The sequence below is a fragment of the Ramlibacter sp. G4-7 genome (assembly GCF_057784995.1).
This window is the reverse complement of sequence record NZ_JBYNTT010000001.1, coordinates 449,505-465,748: the sequence shown is the minus strand read 5'-3', so window position 1 is coordinate 465,748 and position 16,244 is coordinate 449,505. Positions and strand designations below refer to the sequence as shown.

General features: G+C 64.9%; 18 protein-coding genes. 8 read left to right on the top strand and 10 right to left on the bottom strand.

Annotation, left to right across the window (positions count from 1 at the left end; genetic code table 11):
• Positions 1-4 precede the first annotated feature (4 nt).
• The 3 genes from AC3EGR_RS02270 to AC3EGR_RS02260 all read left to right on the top strand — a co-directional run bounded on the left by AC3EGR_RS02270 (position 5) and on the right by AC3EGR_RS02260 (position 3,044).
• A complete protein-coding gene (locus AC3EGR_RS02270; RefSeq protein WP_488544803.1) occupies positions 5-1,315 on the top strand; it encodes an O-antigen ligase family protein in 1,311 nt (436 codons plus the stop codon).
• 9 nt (positions 1,316-1,324) lie between these two features.
• Positions 1,325-2,488 (top strand): glycosyltransferase, encoded by a 1,164-nt coding sequence (locus tag AC3EGR_RS02265; protein WP_488544802.1) that lies wholly within the window; start codon positions 1,325-1,327, stop codon positions 2,486-2,488.
• Between the two features lie 310 nt (positions 2,489-2,798).
• Positions 2,799-3,044: a hypothetical protein gene (locus AC3EGR_RS02260; RefSeq protein ID WP_488544956.1), complete on the top strand. Its 246-nt coding sequence runs from the start codon at positions 2,799-2,801 to the stop codon at positions 3,042-3,044.
• 100 nt (positions 3,045-3,144) lie between these two features.
• Here AC3EGR_RS02260 and AC3EGR_RS02255 read toward each other — a convergent pair whose 3' ends face one another.
• The 5 genes from AC3EGR_RS02255 to AC3EGR_RS02235 form a co-directional block, all read right to left on the bottom strand.
• Positions 3,145-3,861, bottom strand: a complete 717-nt coding sequence (locus AC3EGR_RS02255; RefSeq protein WP_488544801.1) for an ABC transporter ATP-binding protein — start codon at positions 3,859-3,861, stop codon at positions 3,145-3,147.
• Positions 3,862-3,919: 58 nt separating this feature from the next.
• On the bottom strand, positions 3,920-4,723 hold the full coding sequence (locus tag AC3EGR_RS02250) for an ABC transporter ATP-binding protein (RefSeq protein WP_488544800.1): 804 nt from the start codon (positions 4,721-4,723) through the stop codon (positions 3,920-3,922).
• Positions 4,724-4,736: 13 nt separating this feature from the next.
• Positions 4,737-5,915 (bottom strand): branched-chain amino acid ABC transporter permease, encoded by a 1,179-nt coding sequence (locus AC3EGR_RS02245; RefSeq protein WP_488544799.1) that lies wholly within the window; start codon positions 5,913-5,915, stop codon positions 4,737-4,739.
• A gap of 13 nt (positions 5,916-5,928) precedes the next feature.
• A complete protein-coding gene (locus AC3EGR_RS02240) occupies positions 5,929-6,858 on the bottom strand; it encodes a branched-chain amino acid ABC transporter permease (protein ID WP_488544798.1) in 930 nt (309 codons plus the stop codon).
• 157 nt (positions 6,859-7,015) lie between these two features.
• Positions 7,016-8,314, bottom strand: coding sequence for a replication-associated recombination protein A (locus AC3EGR_RS02235; RefSeq protein ID WP_488544797.1), 1,299 nt, complete (start codon positions 8,312-8,314; stop codon positions 7,016-7,018).
• A gap of 26 nt (positions 8,315-8,340) precedes the next feature.
• On the opposite strand from AC3EGR_RS02235, the gene AC3EGR_RS02230 reads away from it, so the two are divergent.
• Positions 8,341-8,712, top strand: a complete 372-nt coding sequence (locus AC3EGR_RS02230) for a hypothetical protein (RefSeq protein WP_488544796.1) — start codon at positions 8,341-8,343, stop codon at positions 8,710-8,712.
• 149 nt (positions 8,713-8,861) lie between these two features.
• Here AC3EGR_RS02230 and lolA read toward each other — a convergent pair whose 3' ends face one another.
• From lolA to AC3EGR_RS02215, 3 genes are all read right to left on the bottom strand, one after another.
• Entirely contained in the window at positions 8,862-9,500 is a 639-nt protein-coding gene (lolA, locus tag AC3EGR_RS02225) for an outer membrane lipoprotein periplasmic chaperone LolA (RefSeq protein ID WP_488544795.1), read from the bottom strand.
• A gap of 64 nt (positions 9,501-9,564) precedes the next feature.
• On the bottom strand, positions 9,565-11,898 hold the full coding sequence (locus AC3EGR_RS02220; RefSeq protein WP_488544794.1) for a DNA translocase FtsK: 2,334 nt from the start codon (positions 11,896-11,898) through the stop codon (positions 9,565-9,567).
• 145 nt (positions 11,899-12,043) lie between these two features.
• Entirely contained in the window at positions 12,044-12,718 is a 675-nt protein-coding gene (locus tag AC3EGR_RS02215; RefSeq protein WP_187074439.1) for a Crp/Fnr family transcriptional regulator, read from the bottom strand.
• A 156-nt stretch (positions 12,719-12,874) separates the two neighbouring features.
• Here AC3EGR_RS02215 and trxB point away from each other — a divergent pair, with 156 nt between their 5' ends.
• The 3 genes from trxB (at position 12,875) to rpmG (ending at position 14,476) form a co-directional block, all read left to right on the top strand.
• Positions 12,875-13,825: a thioredoxin-disulfide reductase gene (gene trxB / locus AC3EGR_RS02210; RefSeq protein ID WP_488544793.1), complete on the top strand. Its 951-nt coding sequence runs from the start codon at positions 12,875-12,877 to the stop codon at positions 13,823-13,825.
• 229 nt (positions 13,826-14,054) lie between these two features.
• Complete coding sequence (gene rpmB, locus AC3EGR_RS02205; protein ID WP_330906791.1) at positions 14,055-14,288, top strand: 50S ribosomal protein L28; 234 nt, start codon at positions 14,055-14,057, stop codon at positions 14,286-14,288.
• Between the two features lie 17 nt (positions 14,289-14,305).
• A complete protein-coding gene (gene rpmG / locus AC3EGR_RS02200; protein WP_013902511.1) occupies positions 14,306-14,476 on the top strand; it encodes a 50S ribosomal protein L33 in 171 nt (56 codons plus the stop codon).
• A gap of 78 nt (positions 14,477-14,554) precedes the next feature.
• On the opposite strand, the gene AC3EGR_RS02195 is transcribed toward rpmG, so the two are convergent.
• Positions 14,555-15,175, bottom strand: a complete 621-nt coding sequence (locus AC3EGR_RS02195; RefSeq protein WP_488544792.1) for a carbonic anhydrase — start codon at positions 15,173-15,175, stop codon at positions 14,555-14,557.
• Positions 15,176-15,346: 171 nt separating this feature from the next.
• On the opposite strand from AC3EGR_RS02195, the gene AC3EGR_RS02190 reads away from it, so the two are divergent.
• Positions 15,347-15,796: a DUF3597 domain-containing protein gene (locus tag AC3EGR_RS02190; protein WP_488544791.1), complete on the top strand. Its 450-nt coding sequence runs from the start codon at positions 15,347-15,349 to the stop codon at positions 15,794-15,796.
• Between the two features lie 3 nt (positions 15,797-15,799).
• On the opposite strand, the gene AC3EGR_RS02185 is transcribed toward AC3EGR_RS02190, so the two are convergent.
• A complete protein-coding gene (locus AC3EGR_RS02185) occupies positions 15,800-16,171 on the bottom strand; it encodes a hypothetical protein (RefSeq protein WP_488544790.1) in 372 nt (123 codons plus the stop codon).
• Positions 16,172-16,244: the final 73 nt, after the last annotated feature.

The window sequence follows — 16,244 nt, the reverse complement described above, 5'->3', positions numbered from 1 at the left end:
AATAATGAGCGACTACGTTCTATACGCACTAGCACCGGTGGGACTTCCCCTGCTTTCTTGGATCGCAATACGGCGGCCACAGCTGATCCCAGCCTTTGTCTTTTTGACGATGTGCATAGTTGGCGCGATTCTGCAGGAAACTGGACTCCAGAGCATCTCGCTTCTCAAGAGTGCGCTACTGCCGTACCTGTTTGCTCTGCTTCTGTTGGTGCGTATTGCGGAGCACAAGAGGTTGCGCGTGAGAGCAATGCTGCTGACCATAGCATTCATCTCAGCGGTGATTATTTCCAGCAGCATGGGTGGCGTGCGATTTGAGGTCGTACGCCCCTACCTCGGTACGCTAGTGATCGCTTTGGTGATTTCGCTTTGCCCCCCGCAGGCGCGAACAGCCCGACACCTTGTAATCGCCTTTTCCACATGGGCCCTTGTGAGCTTGGCGGCCGCGCTCATAGGTGGCACCGGTTGGGAACAGCACGCAGACCTTGCACACACGGGAGAACGAGTATCTGGCCTTGCCGGCACGTCGACGCAGATGGGTGTGTATTGCGTTCTCGGACTCAATGCGTTGCAGGTCTTCATTTATGAATCTCGCGAGACCCTAAAGCGATGGGCTTTTATAGTTGCGAGTATCGCAGTCCTCCTTGCGTTACTGGCCACGTTGTCGCGCGCGTCTGTCACCGCGTGGTTGATAACAAGTCTGTTCATTCACTACCGGCTGCGCGGAATGAGGCTTATCAGCATGATCGGGCTCGCCGCGGCGGGAGCGGGCATGTTGGGTGCGGCGATGTTCTTTGATTTGGATACGGCCATCCTTGGCCGCTTCGGAATTGTGGACGAGGATCCGTCAGCTTTGTACAGGATGGTCTTGTTCGAACAGGCTGTAGATAAATTCCAGCAAAACCAACTTTGGGGTATCGGCTTGAGTCAGGGCGGGCTGGACGCTGACAATGTTGTAGTCAATAGCCATAACACGTTTCTGCAACAGCTAATGGAGGGCGGCGTGATCGGATTTCTTCTGTTCGCCTCTCTGCTCACGCACGCATATCTAAACCTCGGCAGACGAGCCCTCAGGCGCGAGCACAACCAAGGCGGCCCGTTTTTCCTCGCACTCCAAGGTATGTTGCTGTCGATATTGATTAACGGCATGTTCCATGACCTCTCGTACTTCACCCCGCTATGGGTGCTTGTGGGCGCTGGCCTGATGAGTGCGCCAAGACAAAAGTCGCGAGCCCTGAGGAATAGTATTCGCCGAATAGGCATGGGCTCGCCACCCGTTAACGGTATCGTTGGAATTCGTCAACACCAACCAGAATGAGGCCAAGCAATGGACACCCACAGCGCTAATCATTTGCTTGCGAAAGAGCGAGGGACGCCACGAATTCGCGTCCTTCATATGCTCGGTTCCCCGCAAACTGGAGGAGCGGAGACCAACCTTCTCGCGCTCCTCCCAGACATGGATCACGTGAAGTACGAGCACGCGGTCGCATTTGGGGGTACTGGACTCTTGGAGGCCGAGTTTGTGAAAAAGGGAGTGCGATGCATACGCCTCTCGCCCCGGCCGTTGTCGCTGCGATCTATTGCACACGCTCCGTCGATGCTTCGGAAAATGCGCAGCTTCGCTCCAGATGTCATCCACTCCCACTTGGATTTAGGGAATTTTTACTCCCTTCTTTTCTGTGTAGTTAGCAAAGCGAAGCTCATATTGCATCTTCACGGTTTGGGCATCGTCCCTTACGACTTGCTTTCTGGTCGGGGCGTGAAGCATCGTGTATGGAATGCGATTTCCCGTCTTTATCGACGTGCTGACCACGTGATCGCCATCTGTGATTTTCAGCTTCGTTATCTCGAGCGTTTGAAAATCCAACGCCGCCGGATATCCGTCATTCCAAACGGAACGACTATCGACACTGCCGCTGAGCCAATGAACGGGCCACAAAGTGACGACTATCGCTTTGTCATGGTGGGGAGATTCTTCCCAGAGAAGGATCATTCCTCCTTGATCAAAGCGTTCGAGAGAGTCGCGCGTAAGCTACCCAACGTGCGGCTGGTTCTTGCCGGCGACGGACCGCTGCGTGCCGAGGTTCAGCGGCAAATTCGCGCCTTGCACTTGGGCGAGCGAGTCGAGCTACTCGGGGTGCGCCGCGACATCCCCCAAATTCTCGCGGGATGCCATTGTTTTGTACTTAGTTCCCGATGGGAATTGCATCCTATAAGTATCCTCGAAGCCATGCACGCCAGTCTGCCGGTGATTGCAACCAAGGTGGGTGGCGTGCCGGATACCGTTGTTGACGGACAGACAGGCCTGCTGGTTCGCGCTGAGGACACGGATGCGCTCGCGGATGCCATGTTGAGGATAGCGAGCGATTACACAGCCAGCTTGAAGATGGGGCGTAACGGCCGCTTGCGGCTAGAAGAACATTTCTCCAACGCGATGGTGGCTAAAAGAATAGAAAGCGTCTACGAACGCATTCGATATCGTGCAGAGTAAGTTACTTGAGGATCTCGATTGCTACGCGTTCAGGAAAAGCTGGCCGCGTGCCCTGTGCGTTCTCGTTCCGCTGTTCTATCCGTGCACTTGGCCTGTGATCGTGTACCGTTTTGGGTCGTGGGTCGTTGGCCTGCGGAATCGCTGGGTTCGGCTTCCTTTGTATCTGACTTACTTCCCCCTGAAACGAATCACAGAACTGCTAACCACGATCGAGATTTCTGAACATGCAGAGATCGGGGGCGGGTTCTTTATCGCTCACCTCGGCAACATCGTAATAGGCCACCACACGAAAATTGGACGTCACGCGTCGATGCATCAAGGCGTCACGATCGGGGGGGGAGGCAAAGGCGGGACGTTTCCCGAAATCGGGGACTGTGTCTATTTCGGGGCTGGAAGCAAGATCGTGGGCGCAGTGAGCATTGGGTCCAATGTCGTCATCGGTGCTAACGCTGTCGTCACGAAAGATGTGCCCTCGGACGCCGTAGTTGGTGGGATCCCTGCGAAAGTAATCAACTACAACGGAAGCGGAGAATTCATACACTACAGAAGCAAGTGAATGACGCCCAGGATTGACGTGCACTGCGTGCGCCACCTGCATTTCCGATTAAATTTCGCCCGGAGTTTGGTTCAACATGGCGGCTACCGGCTCGAATTAATCACTCCCCCAAATACGCTGCCCTTACCTTCGGATCATTCAGCATCTGCTTCGCATCCCCGCTCATGCTGATCAACCCCGACTCCATCACGTAGCCCCGGTCCGCGAGCTCCAGCGCGCGGCTGGCGTTCTGCTCCACCAGCACGATGGTCACGCCTTGCGCGTGCACCTCGCGCACGACTTCGAAGATCTTGTCCACCATGATGGGTGACAGGCCCATGGAGGGTTCGTCCATCAGCAGCACCTTGGGGCGGCTCATGAGGGCGCGGCCCATGGCGAGCATCTGCTGCTCGCCACCGGACATGGTGCCGGCGAGCTGGTCCTTGCGTTCCTTCAGGCGCGGGAAGGTCGTGAACACGCGGTCCATGTCTTCGGCGATGGCCGCCGTGTCCTTGCGGATGTGCGCGCCCATCTGCAGGTTCTCGGTGATCGTCATGCGCGTGAACACGCCGCGGCCTTCCGGCACCATGGCCAGGCCCTGCTTGACCATGTCCCAGGCGCCCCGGCCGCGGATGCTGCGGCCCATGAACTCGATGTCGCCTTCTTTCAGGGGCAGCAGGCCCGTGATGGCCTTCATCGTCGTGGTCTTGCCCGCGCCGTTCGATCCGATCAGCGTGACCAGCTCGCCCTCGCGCACCTCGAAGTCCACGCCCTTGACGGCCTGGATGCCGCCATAGGCGACCTTCAGGCCGCTCACCTTCAGCAGCACCTCGCTCATAGCGAAACCTCCGTGCTACGCACTGCGGTACGAGCCCCTTCGGGCGGCCGTGCGGGGCTCATGTCACGTCTCCGGTGGGCAGCGCCTGCGTGGGCTTGTGGCTGTGCCCCAGGTAAGCCTCGATCACTTTCTCGTCGCGCTGCACGTCGTACGGCGAGCCTTCCGCGATCTGCTTGCCGTAATCCAGCACCGTCACCCGGTCGCACAGGCCCATGACCAGTTTCACGTCGTGTTCGATCAGCAGGATGGTGCGGCCGTCCTTGCGGATGCGGTCGATCAGCTCGCGCAGCACCACCTTCTCGGTGGAGTTCATGCCGGCCGCGGGCTCGTCGAGCGCGATCAGCTGCGGGTCCGTGGCCAGGGCGCGGGCGATCTCCAGCCGGCGCTGGTCTCCGTACGACAGCGTGCGCGCCTTGAACTCCGCCAGCCGGCTGATGCCGACGTAGTCGAGCAGTTCGCGCGCCCGCTGGGCGATCTCGGCTTCTTCCGTCTTGAAGCCCTTGGTGCGGAGGACGGCTCCGATCAGGCCCGAGCGCGTGCGCACGTGGCGCCCCACCATGACGTTTTCCAGCGCCGTCATGTCGGCGAAGAGGCGGATGTTCTGGAAGGTGCGCGCGATGCCCGCGCGCGCGACTTCGTGCACGGCACTGGGCGTATACGGCTTGCCCGCCAGCTCGAAGCTGCCGCTGTCCGGCGTGTACAGGCCGGTGATCACGTTGAAGAAGGTGGTCTTGCCGGCGCCGTTGGGCCCGATCAGGCCGTAGACCTGGCCACGCTGGATGGTGATGCCCACGTCCGAGAGGGCCTGCAGCCCGCCGAAGCGCTTGGAGATGCCGGCGACGCGAAGGACGGTTTCCGTCATGTTCTTGTTGACCTCACTCGCTCGGGGACATCGCGGCGCTCGGCTTCGGTTCGCCGCCCGCAGCCTTGGCAGTGCCGTTGGCGGCCTGCAGCGACTTGCCGTGTTCCGACGTCGGCCAGAGGCCGCGCGGTCGCAGCAACATCACGATGATCATGGCCAGCGCGATCAGCAGCTGGCGCAGGATGGATGCGTCCAGCCGGCCACCCGTGACGGACTGCAGGTCGAACACGCCCGACACCCAGCGCAGCACCTCGGGCAGCGCGGAGAGCAGGACCGCGCCCAGGATCACGCCCGGCAGGTGGCCGATGCCGCCCAGCACCACCATGGCGACGATCATCACCGACTCCATCAGGCTGAAGGACTCGGGCGAGATGAAGCCCTGGAAGGCCGCGAACATCGTGCCGGACACGCCGCCGAAGGTGGCGCCCATGCCGAAGGCGAGCAGCTTCATGTTGCGGGTGTTGATGCCCATGGCCTTGGCGGCGATCTCGTCTTCACGGATCGCCATCCAGGCGCGGCCGATGCGCGAGAGCTCCAGCCGATGGCAGATGATGACGCTGGCCACCACCAGCAGCAGGAACAGGTAGTAGTAGAGCGTGACCGAGTTGATCGCGTAGTCCTCGGTGACGTCGAGGCGCTGCGACAGGTTCAGCCCGGGGATGCCGAACGCATCGAACTTCATCAGCGTGACGCCGTCGATCTGCGACAGGCCCTTGGGCCCGTTGGTGAGGTTCACCGGGTGGTCCAGGTTGTTCAGGAACACGCGGATGATCTCGCCGAAGCCGAGCGTCACGATGGCCAGGTAGTCACCGCGCAGCTTCAGCGTGGGCGCGCCCAGCACGATGCCGAAGAAGCCCGCGACCGCCGCCCCGAGCGGGATGACCAGCCACACCGAGGTGTGCAGGCCTTGCGGGAACATCGCCGCGAACCACGGAAAGTTTTCCGACAGGTGCGGCGACGCCATCAGGCCGTACATGTATGCACCGAGGGCGAAAAAGGCGACGAAGCCCAGGTCCAGCAGTCCGGCGTAGCCGACCACGATGTTCAGGCCCAGGGCCAGCAGCACGTACAGCAGCGCCGAGTCGGCGATGCGCACCCAGAAGTTGCCGGCGGACTGCAGCAGCAGCGGCAGGATCGCGAGCGCGAGCGCGCCCAGCACCCAGACCACGGTCTTGTTCTGCTTGTTGATCATGGCGCGGGCTCCTTCAGGCGCGGTCCGCGACGCGTTCGCCGAGCAGGCCGGAGGGCCGCAGCGTCAGCACCACGATCAGGACGATGAACGCGAAGATGTCCGAGTAGTGGCTGCCCAGCACGCCGCCGGTGAGCACGCCCAGGTAGCCGGACCCGATCGATTCGATCAGCCCCAGGAGCACGCCGCCGACCACGGCGCCGGCCAGGTTGCCGATGCCGCCGAACACCGCCGCCGTGAAGGCCTTCAGCCCGGGGAGAAAGCCCATGGTGTGCTGCACGGTGCCGTAGTTCGACGCGTACATCACGCCGGCGATGGTCGCCAGCACCGCACCGATGATGAAAGTGGCCGAGATCACCATGTCGGGCTTGACCCCCATCAGCGCCGCAACGCGCGGGTTCTCCGCGGTGGCACGCATGGCCCGCCCGAGGCGCGTGTAGTTCACCAGGTACATCAGCACCGCGAGCGACACCGCCGTCATGCCCAGGATCATGATCTGCGTGGTGGTGATCACCGCGCCGGCGAACTGGATGGGCGTGGGGGGCAGCAGCGTGGGATACGGCTTGTAGTTCGGCTTGAAGATGATCATCGCCAGCGTCTGCAGCAGGATGGACATGCCGATGGCGGTGATCAGGGGCGCGAGCTTGGGGCTGTTGCGCAGCGGCCGGTAGGCGACCTTCTCGATGGTGAAGTTCAGGGCCGCCGCCACCACGCAGGAAATCACGAGGGCCACGATCAGCAGCAGCCAGCCGGGAATGCCCGGCATCGCCTCCTGCGCGTTGGTGATGATCGCCCAGCTGGTGAGGGCTCCCACCATCAGCACCTCGCCGTGGGCGAAGTTGATCAGGTTGATGATGCCGTACACCATGGTGTAGCCGAGGGCCACCAGGGCATACATGCTGCCGAGGACCAGACCGTTGATGATCTGTTGCAGCAGGACTTCCATAGAAGTTTTCTCCGGTTTCTTCGCCGCCTGTCGTGTCGATGGACGCCTTCGTGGGACGGCCTCGCCATCTAGCAAAAAACCCGCCATGCGGATCCGTGGGCGGGTTCTTGGCGCGCGATTGTAACGGGGCTACCTGACAGCGCCCGCACCCGTTTTCCTAGGGGTTTGTCCCTTGTTCCCTGGCGTTGCGCTCGCGCAGTTCGCGCAGCTTGTCGGCAATGCGGATTTCCAGCCCGCGCTCCACCGGGCGGTAGAAGCGCGGTTCCTTCATGCCCTCGGGGAAGTAGGTCTCGCCGGCCGCGAAGCCGCCTTCTTCGGCATGTGCGTAGCGGTACTCCTTGCCGTAGCCCAGGTCCTTCATCAGGCGGGTGGGCGCATTGCGCAGGTGCATGGGCACCGGCCGCGTGCCGTCCTTGCGCACCAGCGCGCGCGCCTCGTTGTAGGCGACGTAGACCGCGTTGGACTTGGGCGCGACCGCCAGGTACACGAGGCACTCGGCCAGGGCGAGCTCGCCCTCGGGGGTGCCCAGGCGCTCGTACACGTCGGCCGCGTCCAGGGCGAGCCGTAGCGCGCGCGGGTCGGCCAGGCCGATGTCCTCCACCGCCATGCGGATCATGCGGCGGGAGACGTAGCGCGGGTCCACGCCGCCATCGAGCATCCGCACGAACCAGTACAGGGTGGCGTCGGGATCGGAGCCGCGCACCGACTTGTGCAGCGCGCTGATCGTGTCGTAGAACTGCTCGCCGCCCTTGTCGTAGCGGCGCATGCGCTCGCCCAGCACCTTCAGCAGCCATTCGTCCGTCACCTCCGGGCGCTTTTCCTTGGTGGCGGCGACCGCCAGCGTCTCCAGCGTGTTGAGCAGCCGCCGGGCGTCGCCGTCGGCATAGGCGATCAGGCGGTCGAGCGCAGCGGGCTCGATCGCGGGCACGGCCTTGATCGCCTGCGCGCGCTGCACGATCTGCTTCAGGTCGTCCTCGGACAAGGGCTGCAGCACGTACACCGCGGCACGCGAGAGCAAGGCCGAATTCACCTCGAAGGACGGGTTCTCGGTGGTCGCGCCGATGAAGGTGAACAGCCCCGACTCCACGTGCGGCAGGAAGGCGTCCTGCTGGCTCTTGTTGAAGCGGTGCACCTCGTCGACGAAGACGATGGTGCGCCGCCCATGCCCCTGCGCGACCTGCGCCTGCTCCACCGCCTCGCGGATGTCCTTGACGCCGCCCAGCACCGCGCTGATGGTGATGAACTGGGCGTCGAAGGCGTCGGCCATCAGCCGCGCGATGGTGGTCTTGCCGGTGCCGGGCGGCCCCCACAGGATGCAGCTGTGAGGCTGGCCGGACTCGAAGGCGATGCGCAGCGACATCCCCTCGCCCAGGAGGTGCTGCTGGCCGATCACTTCGCCCAGGGACTGCGGCCGCAGGCGCTCGGCCAGGGGAGCGTGGGCGGATTTGCTGCTCATGCGGGGCAGTTTATATTGCGCCCATCATGGAACCGGCCCTGTGGTCTTCGCTTTCCGCCCTCTTCGGCGTCATCATCGGCGGCGGCATCAGCTGGCTGCTGAACCGCCAGCAGCTCGCCAACCAGCTGCGCATGCTGCAGGAGCAGCACAAGGTGGAGTTCATGGCGGAGACCACCGCCCGCCATTTCCTCAGCCACAAGAGCTTCACCGACCGCTCCTTCGAGACGCTGCGCAACCACCTCGGCGGCTTCGCCGACGACGAGTTGCGCAAGATCCTCGTGCGCGCGGGGGCGATCCGCGTCTACCGAGAGGACGGTTCGGAGTGGTGGCGCTTGCTGTCCCGCATGGAGGAATACATCGAACGCAAGCAGCTGGACCAGATCGCGCGGGAGATTTGACCGACTTGCTCCTTCCCCCTTTGGGGGAAGGTTGGGATGGGGGCGTTGCGCGCACATTCGAGCGCCCAAGTGCCCCCACCCCTGCCCTCCCCCAGAGGGGGAGGGAGAAAGACGAGCGACCCTCCCGCAGAGTGGGAGGGAGATAAACCTCAAGGCGCCTCGACCACGTCCACGCCCTTCGGCGGCACGAAGCGGAACACGTCCGCGGTGATCGGCGCGTTCACCTGCATGTTGCTGAAGGTCATCACCGAGCGCTGGCCGAAGGAGTCCAGGATCTCGAGGGCCGCGAGCTGCTCGCCGCGGAAGCCCACCTTCATGCTCGTGAGCTGGCCGTCCTTCTGCCTCGGCGTGGCCTGCACCCATTGCAGCCCGCCCGCGTCCGGCAAGGCCTGCAGGTCGAAGTCGCGCTTGATCGTCTCGATGTCGGGCGAAGCCGCGATCACGGCGGCCGGCGTCTGCGCCAGCACGCGCGCCTGGCGGCGCTGGCTCACTTGATTCAGGTCCTTGTCGTGCAGCCACACGGTCTTGCCGTCGGCGACGATGGTCTGCGCGAAGGGCTTGCGGTACTCGAAGCGGAAGCGGTCGGGCCGCTGGAACTCGAACGACCCGCTGGAGGTCTTCACCCGTCCGGCCTGGCCGTCACGCGCCGGTCCGGTGATGGTCTGGGTGAACTCCGAGCGGCCGGTCTTGGCGGTGCGCACGAAATTCTCCAGGCTCTCCAGGGCGCCCGCATGGGCGGCCAGGGCGAGGGCGGACAGCGCGAAGCCGGCAAACAGTTTCTTGATCATGGACTCTCCCAACAGTACATTGTCCGTTGGGTGGAGCCCTGCGGGCGAAGTTCGTTACGAAGCGTTATTCCACCCGGCCGGGAACCAGGATCTCGCGCTGGCCGCGCCCGTTCATGGGACTCACCAGCCCCGCCTTTTCCATCGCTTCCAGCAGGTTCGCGGCCTTGTTGTAGCCGATGGCCAGGTGGCGCTGCACCAGCGAGATGCTGGCCTTCTGGTTCTTCAGCACCACTTCGACGGCGCGGTCGTACAAGGGGTCGGCCTCTCCGCCTGCGCCGCCTTCGCCACCGAGGAGGTCACCGCCCTCGTCGTCCACCGTGCCGCCTTCCAGCAGGCCCTCGATGTAGTTCGGTTCGCCCTGCTCCTTCAGGTAGGCCACGACGCGGTGCACCTCCTCGTCGCTGACGAAGGCGCCGTGCACGCGCACCGGCAGCCCGGTGCCGCTGGCCATGTAGAGCTGGTCACCCATGCCGAGCAGCGCTTCGGCGCCCATCTGGTCCAGGATGGTGCGGCTGTCGATCTTGCTGGAGACCTGGAAGGAGATGCGCGTGGGGATGTTGGCCTTGATCAGGCCGGTGATCACGTCGACGCTGGGCCGCTGCGTCGCCAGGATCAGGTGGATGCCGGCGGCGCGCGCCTTCTGCGCCAGGCGCGCGATCAGGTCCTCGATCTTCTTGCCCACCACCATCATCAGGTCGGCGAGTTCGTCGATCACCACCACGATGTAAGGCAGGCGCTCCAGCGGCTCGGGGCTCTCGGGCGTGAGGCTGAAGGGGTTGTAGAGGAACTGCTCCTTCGCCTTCGCCTCGTCGATCTTGTTGTTGTAGCCGGCCAGGTTGCGCACGCCCAGCTTGGACATGAGCTTGTAGCGCCGCTCCATCTCGGCGACGCACCAGGTCAGGCCATTGGCCGCCTGCTTCATGTCGGTGACGACGGGCGCCAGCAGGTGCGGGATGCCCTCGTAGACCGACATCTCCAGCATCTTGGGATCGATCATCAGCAGGCGCACGTCACGCGCCTCGGCCTTGTACAGCAGGCTGAGGATCATCGAGTTGATGCCGACCGACTTGCCCGAGCCGGTGGTGCCGGCCACCAGCACGTGCGGCATCTTGGCCAGGTCTGCCACCACGGGATTGCCCACGATGTCCTTGCCCAGGCCCAGCGTGAGCTGCGACTTGGCCTCGTTGTAGGCCTGCGAGCCCAGGATCTCGGACAGCTTGATCGACTGCCGCTTGGCGTTGGGCAGTTCCAGCGCCATGTAGTTCTTGCCCGGGATGGTCTCGATCACGCGGATGGACACCAGCGACAGCGAGCGCGCGAGGTCCTTGGCGAGGTTGACGATCTGCGAGCCCTTGACGCCCGTGGCCGGCTCGATCTCGTAGCGCGTGATCACCGGGCCGGGCTGCGCCAGCACCACCCGCACCTCGACGCCGAAGTCCTTGAGCTTCTTCTCGATCAGGCGCGAGGTCATCTCCAGCGTGTCGGAGGAGACGGTTTCCTGCCGTGCCGAAGCGCCATCGAGCAGGTCCACCTGCGGCAGCTTGTTGTCCGGCATCTCGGAGAACAGCGGCTTCTGCCGCTCCTTGGCCACGCGCTCGCTCTTGGGCACGTCCACGATCACCGGCTCGATCAGCACCGGGGTGGGATGGTGCTCCTCGATCTCGATGCGCTCCTCTTGCAGCGTTTCCTCGCGCTCCCTCGCGGCGCGCTCGCCGAGCGCCAGGTCCACGGCCATCTCGCGCTTTTCGCGGCGCGACTCGATGAAGGCATCGATGCTGCCGCCGATGCGCTCGGCGACGTGGCTCCAGGAGAAACGGAACACGATGCCCGCGGCCAGCACCATGAGGGCGACGAACAGCAGCCCCGAGCCCGGAAACCCCAGCCACTTCATCGCGGTGGGGCCGACCAGGTAGCCGAGCGCACCGCCGGCGTGGTCCGGCAGCCGCGGCTCGAACCGGTACAGGCGCGACCACTCGAGGCCGGCGCTGGCGGCCAGCAGCACCGCCAGGGCGATCCAGAACGCGACCTTGCCGTGCAGCCAGCGGTGCGCGGCCGGCTCCGGTGCGGCTTCGCCGCCGCGCATCCAGCGCGCGAGCGAGGCGAGCCAGGCCCGCAGGCCGGCGGCGAAGCACCACCAGGCCGAGTAGCCAAGCAGGAAGAAGCTGCCGTCGGCCAGCCAGGCGCCGAAGCGGCCGCCCCAGTTGCGCACCGGGCCGCCGTCGCCGGAGGTGGAGAAGGCGGCGTCGGCGGGCGAATGCGAGAAAAGCGCGAGCAGCCAGAAGACCAGGGCCGCTGCTCCGAGCACCAGCGCCGTCTCGTGGGCAAAGCGGGCCAGGCCCGCGCGCGAACCGGACGGCGCGGGCGCGGCATCCGTGAGGGTGTTCAGGGAGTACGTCATGCGCAAGCAGGAGCTTAGCGCAGGGGCACGAGGACACCGCATCGAAGAACGTCATCCCGGGCTCGAGCCGGGATCGATGGGGCCGAAAACCAACACGCGGCAGGGTGCCGCGCCGCAGGCGGTGCGGGTGCAGCCCGCAACGGCATCACCCCAGCGTCGTCAGCCGGTCCTTCACCAGCATCGAGCCGTCTTCGCGCGTCTCGATGAAGCCGCGGTCCTCGAGGTCCTTCATCACGCGGCTGACCATCTCGCGCGAGGCGCCGACCATCTTGGCGATGTCCTGGCGGGAGATGCGCTCGCGGATGGTCATGAGGCCTTCGCGATCGGGCTGGGCGAATTCCAGCAGGGCGCGCGCCACGCGCCCGTACACGTCCATGAGGGCCAGCGACTCGATCTTGCGGTCGGCCTGGCGCAGGCGCTGCACCAGGCCCTTCATGATCGCGTACGACATCGAGCTGTTTTCCGGCAGGCAGCGCGCGAACTCCGCGCGGCCCAGCGTCAGCATGTCGGTCTGCACTTCCGCCCGGCAGGTGGCCGAGTGCGGCTCGTTGTCGATCAGGCTCATCTCGCCGATGTAGTCGCCCGGATTCAGCGTCGCCAGGATCACCTCGCGCCCGCGCTTGTCCGAGGTGACGACGCGCACGCGGCCGGTCAGGATGATGAACAGGGTGTTGGTCTTCTCGCCCTGCTCCACGATGGTCTCGCCGCGCTTGAACCGGCGCTTGACGACCGCGTCGGCCACCGCCTCGGCCTGGTTGGAGGTCAGCAGGGCAAACAAGGGCACCCGGCGGATCAACTCCAGGTTCGACAGCATCGACATGTTTCAAATCCCTCCTGACGTGGCGGCCGCGATGGGTTCTTACAATCCCTTTGATTGAGAAGCCGCAAGCATCGGCCCTGCGCGCATGCTGGATACTTCTCGAATCGCCGCCAAATGTACACCGACCTGTCGTGTTTCCCACACAGGTCTTGACCCATGAACAACAAGCACGCCAAAGTACTGATCCTCGGTTCGGGCCCCGCCGGCTACACGGCCGCCGTCTATGCAGCCCGCGCCAACCTGCAGCCCGTGCTGGTCACCGGCATCGCGCAGGGCGGACAGCTCATGACCACCACCGAGGTGGACAACTGGCCCGCGGACGTGCACGGCGTGCAGGGTCCGGAACTGATGCAGCGTTTCCTCGAACACGCCGAACGCTTCAAGACCGAGATCATCTTCGACCACATCAACAAGGTCGACTTCAGCAAGCGCCCGTTCACGCTGACCGGCGACAGCGGCACGTACACCTGTGACGCGCTGATCATCGCCACCGGCGCGTCCGCCCAGTACCTGGGCCTGCCGTCGGAGCAGGCGTTCATGGGCAAGGGCGTGAGCGCATGCGCCACCTGCGACGGCTTCTTCTACCGCGACCAGGTCACCTGCGTGATCGGCGGCGGCAACACCGCGGTCGAAGAGGCGCTGTACCTGTCCAACATCGCCAGGAAGGTCTACCTCGTGCACCGCCGCGACAAGTTCCGGGCGGAGCCGATCCTGGTGGACAAGCTGCGGCAGAAGGAAGCCGAAGGCAAGATCGAGCTGAAGCTGTTCAAGGTGCTCGATGAAGTGCTGGGGGACGCCAGCGGCGTCACCGGCATCCGCCTGAAGGACACGCAGACCGGTGCCGTGGAGGACATCAAGCTGCAGGGCACGTTCATCGCCATCGGGCACAAGCCCAACACCGACATCTTCCAGGGGCAACTGGAGATGAAGGACGGCTACATCCTGACCAAGTCCGGCCTGGCCGGCTTCGCCACCATGACCAGTGTGCCCGGCGTGTTCGCGGCCGGCGACGTGCAGGACCACATCTACCGGCAGGCCATCACCAGTGCCGGCACTGGCTGCATGGCGGCGCTGGACGCGCAGAGGTTCCTCGAGCAGGAGGAGTGAACAGGGCAGGTCGTCCCGGGCCTGGCCCGGGGATCCATGGGGCGGCCGGTCGCGCGCCCCATGGATTGCGGCTCAAGCCCGCACTGACCCCGGGGTTGGCGGGCCAGGCCCGCAAGGCCGGAGTTGGCTATAATCGCGGGCTTCGCCGGATTCCGTCCGGCCGGTTACCGCCCCCGTCAGGGCGAGGTGAGCCCCTCACGGGAGTGACGGGCGGATCATGGAGAGTCAGATGTCACGCGTCTGCGAAGTGACGGGCAAGGGCCCGATGGTGGGGAACAACGTCTCCCACGCCAACAACAAGACCAAGCGCCGGTTCCTGCCGAACCTGCAATACCGCCGTTTCTGGGTCGAGAGCGAGAACCGCTTCGTGCGCCTGCGCGTTTCCAACGCCGCTGTGCGCCTGATCGACAAGAACGGCATCGACGCTGTGCTGGCGGACATGCGCGCCCGCGGCCAGGCCTAAACCCAGGAGCACACACCATGGCAAGCAAAGGCGGTCGCGAGAAGATCAAGCTGGAGTCCACCGCGGGCACCGGCCATTTCTACACCACGAGCAAGAACAAGAAGACGATGCCGGAGAAGATTTCGATCATGAAATTCGACCCGAAGGCCCGCAAGCACGTCGAGTACAAGGAAACGAAGCTGAAGTGAGCGCGGCGCCTGCGGGCGCCAGGTCACTTCATTCCCGCCCAGGCGGGGATCCAGGAAGCCCCGCATCGCGGGGCTTTTTCATTGCGGGTCCAGGAAGCGCACCCGCCCCGACTCCAGCTCGTAGATGGCGCCGACGAGCTTCATGTCGCCCAGCGCCAGCCGCGTGCGGGCCTCGGGCGTGCGGCGCAGCTCGCGGATGGTGTGGCGCACATTGGCTTCGACCGCGGCGTGCAGCAGGGTCTCGTGCGGCTGCTGCGCATCCAGCCCGTCCAGCGCGGGCACGATCTCTTCCAGCAGCACCTCGATGCGGTGCCCGTGGGTCGCACCCTGGAACCGCGAGGCGATGGCGGCGTCCACCGCGCCGCAGCCTTCGTGGCCCAGCACGACGAACAAGGGCGTGCGCAGGTGCGCACCCGCGTACTGCAGCGTGCCCAGGATGGACGGGCCCAGCACGTTGCCCGCGACCCGCACGACGAAGAGTTCGCCGAAGGACGCATCGAACACCAGCTCGGGCGGCACCCGGCTGTCGCTGCAGCCCAGGATGGTGGCGAAAGGATGTTGCCCGGTGGCCAGTTCGGCCAGCACCTCCTTCTGCACCGTGGGAAAGCGCGCCTCGCCGCGCACGAAGCGCTCGTTGCCTTCTTTCAGGCGCGCCAGCGCCTCGGCAGCGGTCAGTCCCGGCGTGGAAGTCGCGGTCATGCACAGGATGCTAGGGCGCGCCTGCGCCGGGGTGCATCCGGGGCAGGGGCAGGTCGTCTGTCCCGGCCTTGCAGGAGAGATGCCATCGCGCTTGGCGGGAAGCTCCGACAAGCCCGGTCGGATGCTGTCCGGATCATCTGCAGGTTCCGCCACAACCATGGAGAAAGAACGATGAGCATCCTCGGCAAGATCTTCGGCCGCATCTTCCCGCACGCGAATGCGGGCCAGGCGACCGTCGCCACCCCCTCGGCGCCGCAGCCCGCCAACACCCAAGCCGCCGCGCCCGCGCGCCCGGCGACGCAGCCCGGAGCGACGCAGGCCGCGCCGCAGCAGGCCGGCGCTGGAGCCGCTGCGACGATGGAGCGGGTGGACGTGGAGAAAGTGCTGGACGGAATGGCCGCCGGCAGCCAGCAGAAGCTGAACTGGCGCACGTCCATCGTCGACCTGATGAAGCTGGTCGGCATGGACAGCACCCTGGACGAGCGCCGCGAGCTCGCCGACGAACTGGGTTACACCGGCGACAAGGGCGACACGGCCAAGATGAACATGTGGCTGCACAAGGAAGTGCTGCGCCGCATGGAGCAGAACGGCGGGAAGGTTCCCGCCAACCTGCTGGACTGAGCCTTAGCGGCGGCGAGCGTCGTAGGGGCGGCGGTCCTGCGCGTCCACGACGCCGTCGCCATCGCTGTCGCGGTAGTAGCGGTTGTCGTAGTAGCGGCCGTTGGCTTGCGCGCCGTACACGGGGCGGCCATAAGGGTCGACACCGGCCGTGCCCGTGCCGGCCGAGGCGACCATGGTGTGCCGGCCGGCGCCGTCCACCACCCACAGCCGGCCGTACTCGTCACGGTAGGAGCCCTGGACCGTGTCGTGCGCGGACGCGGCCGGCGCGCCGTAACCAAGGATGTTGGTCAGGATGCCGCCCAGGTCCTGGGCCGACGCAGCTCCGCCCGCCGCCAGGCCAGCGGCCGCTGCCGCCGTGAGAATCCATTTTTTCATGCCGTCACTCCTGTTGTTGCTGCTCCCATTGAAAGGGTCGCAGCGCCGGCGGCCTAGAGGCCGGAGCCCACGC